The 3,668-nt window shown below is 54.8% G+C and carries 3 protein-coding genes; all 3 read right to left on the bottom strand.

The window, feature by feature from the left end; all coding sequences use genetic code 11:
* The coding region (gene lepA, locus WCG50_RS18220) for a translation elongation factor 4 (RefSeq protein ID WP_336901014.1) at positions 1 to 1,421 on the bottom strand (1,421 nt) is incomplete at its 3' end.
* A 503-nt stretch (positions 1,422 to 1,924) separates the two neighbouring features.
* Positions 1,925 to 3,394, bottom strand: coding sequence for a DegQ family serine endoprotease (locus WCG50_RS18215; RefSeq protein WP_336901013.1), 1,470 nt, complete (start codon positions 3,392 to 3,394; stop codon positions 1,925 to 1,927).
* 148 nt (positions 3,395 to 3,542) lie between these two features.
* Positions 3,543 to 3,668: MucB/RseB C-terminal domain-containing protein (locus WCG50_RS18210; protein ID WP_336901015.1), on the bottom strand; the 126-nt coding region annotated here is incomplete at its 5' end.

The following is a 3,668-nucleotide window of genomic DNA, read 5'->3' as shown; positions in this document are numbered from 1 at the left end:
GAGGCATAACCGCGCGACACCGACTTGAGCTTGTCAAAGAAGTCCAGCACGATTTCGGCCAGTGGCATCTCATAAGTGAGCATCACCTGACGGCCGTGGTAGGCCATGTTCATCTGCACGCCACGCTTCAGGTTGGCCAGCGTCATCACCGCGCCCACATACTCTTGGGGCATGTACAAATGCACGGTGACGATGGGCTCGCGAATCTCGTCCATGCGGCCTTGATCGGGCATCTTGGACGGGTTCTCGACCATCCGCACCTCGCCATCCACCCCCACCACTTGGTACACCACGCTGGGTGCGGTGGTGATCAGGTCCTGGTCAAACTCGCGCTCCAGGCGCTCTTGCACAATTTCCATGTGCAACAGACCCAGAAAGCCGCAACGGAATCCAAATCCGAGCGCCTGTGACACTTCGGGCTCGTAGTGCAGCGATGAATCGTTGAGTTTGAGCTTCTCCAGACTGTCGCGCAGACCTTCGTACTGGTTGGCCTCGGTAGGATACAAACCGGCAAACACCTGCGGCTGAATCTCTTTAAAACCAGGCAGCGGCACGGTCGCCGTGAAAGCCAAACCGCCGGTGCCGGGCTTGATCAGGGTAATGGTGTCGCCGACCTTGGCGGCTTGCAATTCGCGAATGCCGGCAATGATGTAGCCCACTTCACCCGCTTCGAGCGAGTCGCGGTCTTCGTTGGCAGGCGTAAAAACACCGAGCTTGTCGGCGTTGTACATGGTGCCGGTGGCCATCATCTTGAAGCGCTCGCCCTTGCCCAAGCGACCATCGACCACGCGCACCAGCATCACCACACCCACGTAGGTATCAAACCAGCTGTCCACAATCATGGCGCGCAGGGCACCATCGGGATTGCCTCTGGGCGGTGGAATGCGGGCCACCACAGCTTCGAGAATTTCGTCAATGCCCATGCCGGTTTTGGCCGAACAGGGAATGGCGTCGGTGGCATCAATACCGATCACATCTTCAATTTCGACTTTGGCGTTGTCCGGGTCGGCGTTGGGCAGGTCCATCTTGTTCAAGACTGGCACCACTTCCACGCCCAACTCCAGCGCGGTGTAGCAATTGGCCACCGTTTGCGCCTCCACACCCTGACTGGCATCGACCACCAGCAGCGCGCCTTCGCAGGCCGAGAGTGAGCGGCTCACTTCGTACGAGAAGTCAACGTGGCCGGGGGTGTCAATCAGGTTGAGGTTGTAAACCTGGCCATCAAGCGCCTTGTATTTGAGGGAGGCCGTCTGGGCCTTGATGGTGATGCCGCGCTCTTTTTCGATGTCCATCGAATCGAGCACCTGCGCTTCCATCTCCCGCGCCTGCAATCCGCCACAGCGCTGAATCAATCGATCTGCGAGGGTTGATTTGCCATGATCAATATGCGCAATGATCGAAAAATTTCTGATGTGATTCATCAACGAGGACACTTAAATGTTTGAATTAAAACGAAGGAACAAGAAAAAAGGGCACGTCAAATTCTGACGCGCCCTGAACCAACAATCATTGGCAACTGCGATAGCTGGAACTTTATTGTAGGCAAAAAGCCTAGAAAGCACAGTCCAATAACAGTTCCAACGCATCGTTGCAGTGCAGCAACAAGAATTCTATTCACAACTTATTCACAACTTTGGCGATCATCTTAGGGATAACTTGTGGGTGAACTGTGGACCACTTGTGGAGTAGCCCCGTTCTTCCCGCATCGTGGACTTATGCCCATTCAATATGCCGGTAATCCTTGATGATCCGACTTCATTCTAACCAATACAGTTATTAGTCAAATTTGAAGTTAGTGAGTACCAACATTTATTGAGGGAAAAATAAGTGGGGGGATTTTAAAAAAACTGTCTTTTTATGGCCATTGAAACCAAAGAAAGACCCCAAACTCAAGTGAGGATAAGGGTCTTACAGGTTTACAAACTTAGCGTGAGGGCCGAATCACCGCAATTTGAGCCATATCCCCACGACGAATAACCATCGCAACCGGCTTGTTTTTATCCGTCTTGCCGACTGCCGCTTCAAAATCCTTGAGATTAGCAATCTCGGTGTTGGCCACGCTCACGATCACGTCGCCTTCACGGAGTCCGCCACGGGCCGCTGCATCGGTTGCGACTTCCACCTTCACACCGCCTTTGACCTTGAGCTCTTTCTTTTGCGCCTCCGTCAACTCACTGACAGCCAACCCGAGCGCTTGTCCGGCACTGGAGGCTTTTGGTTTTTCTTCTTTACCTGCCGTTTTCTTGGCTGGTTTGTCGGCCTCGATCTCGGCGATGGTGACTGTCAATTCTTTGGTGGCACCACGGCGGAATACCGTCAGCGAGCTGCGGGTGCCAGGTTTGGTACCGCCCACCATACGTGGCAGGTCACTGGATTTTTCAACAACTTTGCCTTCAAACTTGGTGATGATATCGCCTGCTTCCACGCCTGCCTTTTCAGCGGGCGCACCTGGCTCAACACTGCGCACCAAGGCGCCTTGTGGTTTGCCCAAGCCGATCGACTCCGCCACATCCTTGGTCACTTGGTCAATTTGAACGCCAATGCGGCCCCGGGAGACCCGCCCGGACACGCGCAGTTGCTCACTGACGCGCACCGCTTCATCCATCGGAATGGCGAACGAAATGCCCATGGACCCCCCTGAGCGAGAGTAAATCTGGCTGTTGATGCCCACCACTTCACCGCGCATATTGATAAGAGGCCCCCCCGAATTACCCGGATTGATGGCCACATCGGTCTGAATAAAGGGCAGGTAATCGCCGGTGTCGCGCTGTTTGGCGCTGACGATGCCTGCGGTGACGGTGTTTTCCAGCCCAAAAGGCGAACCAATGGCCATCACCCACTCACCCACTTTCAGGCGCGAGACATCGCCAACTTTGACGGCGGGCAAACCGGTGGCTTCAATCTTGACCACAGCGACGTCACTGCGCTTGTCAGCCCCGATGATCTTGGCTTTGAATTCGCGCTTGTCAGTCAAGGTCACCAATACTTCGTCGGCGCCTTCGACGACGTGCGCATTGGTCATGATGAGGCCGTCAGCGCTCAGGATAAAACCGGAACCCACACCCCGCGGCTGATCTTCATCTTGAGGTGCAGGACGATTGGGATGAGGCGACGGGCGCGGCATATTAGGAATCGGCAGGCCAAAACGACGGAAGAAATCCAGCATTTCTTCTTCACCGGGACCACCGCCGGAAGGCTTGGCGGCTACTTTTTCAAGGGTCCGAATATTCACCACCGAGGGGCCGACTTGCTCCACCAGATCGGTAAAGTCCGGCAAGGTGCGCACTTGCGCCACGGCAGAGGTCACGGGCACCAACGCCACAGATGTCGTTAACACACAAGCACTGGCCAAAACACAGGCATTTAACTTCTTCCAATCGATTTGAAACATCATCGACCTTTCTTTGAAAACAAACGAGGAGCGGACTTAATTCCTTTTCCGGATCGATACGATATTGGCGCGAAGCTGCAGACAGTACGGACGTACGGCAAGGCGAAGCAACAACCTATCGGCTCAATCTGGAAACGGGATAAGTGGGGATTCATTTTTTAAGCTCAAGTCCCTGCGCAAATATTGCCAGGGTTTGCGGTGGCACCTCACCAACGGCCGTCAACCACCAGTCGCCGAGGCGACGCGTCAGTGTATTGGTGGCACCCAGAGATGCGCT

This window comes from Rhodoferax sp., from assembly GCF_037143375.1.
GTDB lineage: Bacteria > Pseudomonadota > Gammaproteobacteria > Burkholderiales > Burkholderiaceae_C > Rhodoferax.
Note: the sequence above shows the minus strand (reverse complement) of the source record. Positions and strands in the feature narration are given on the sequence as shown.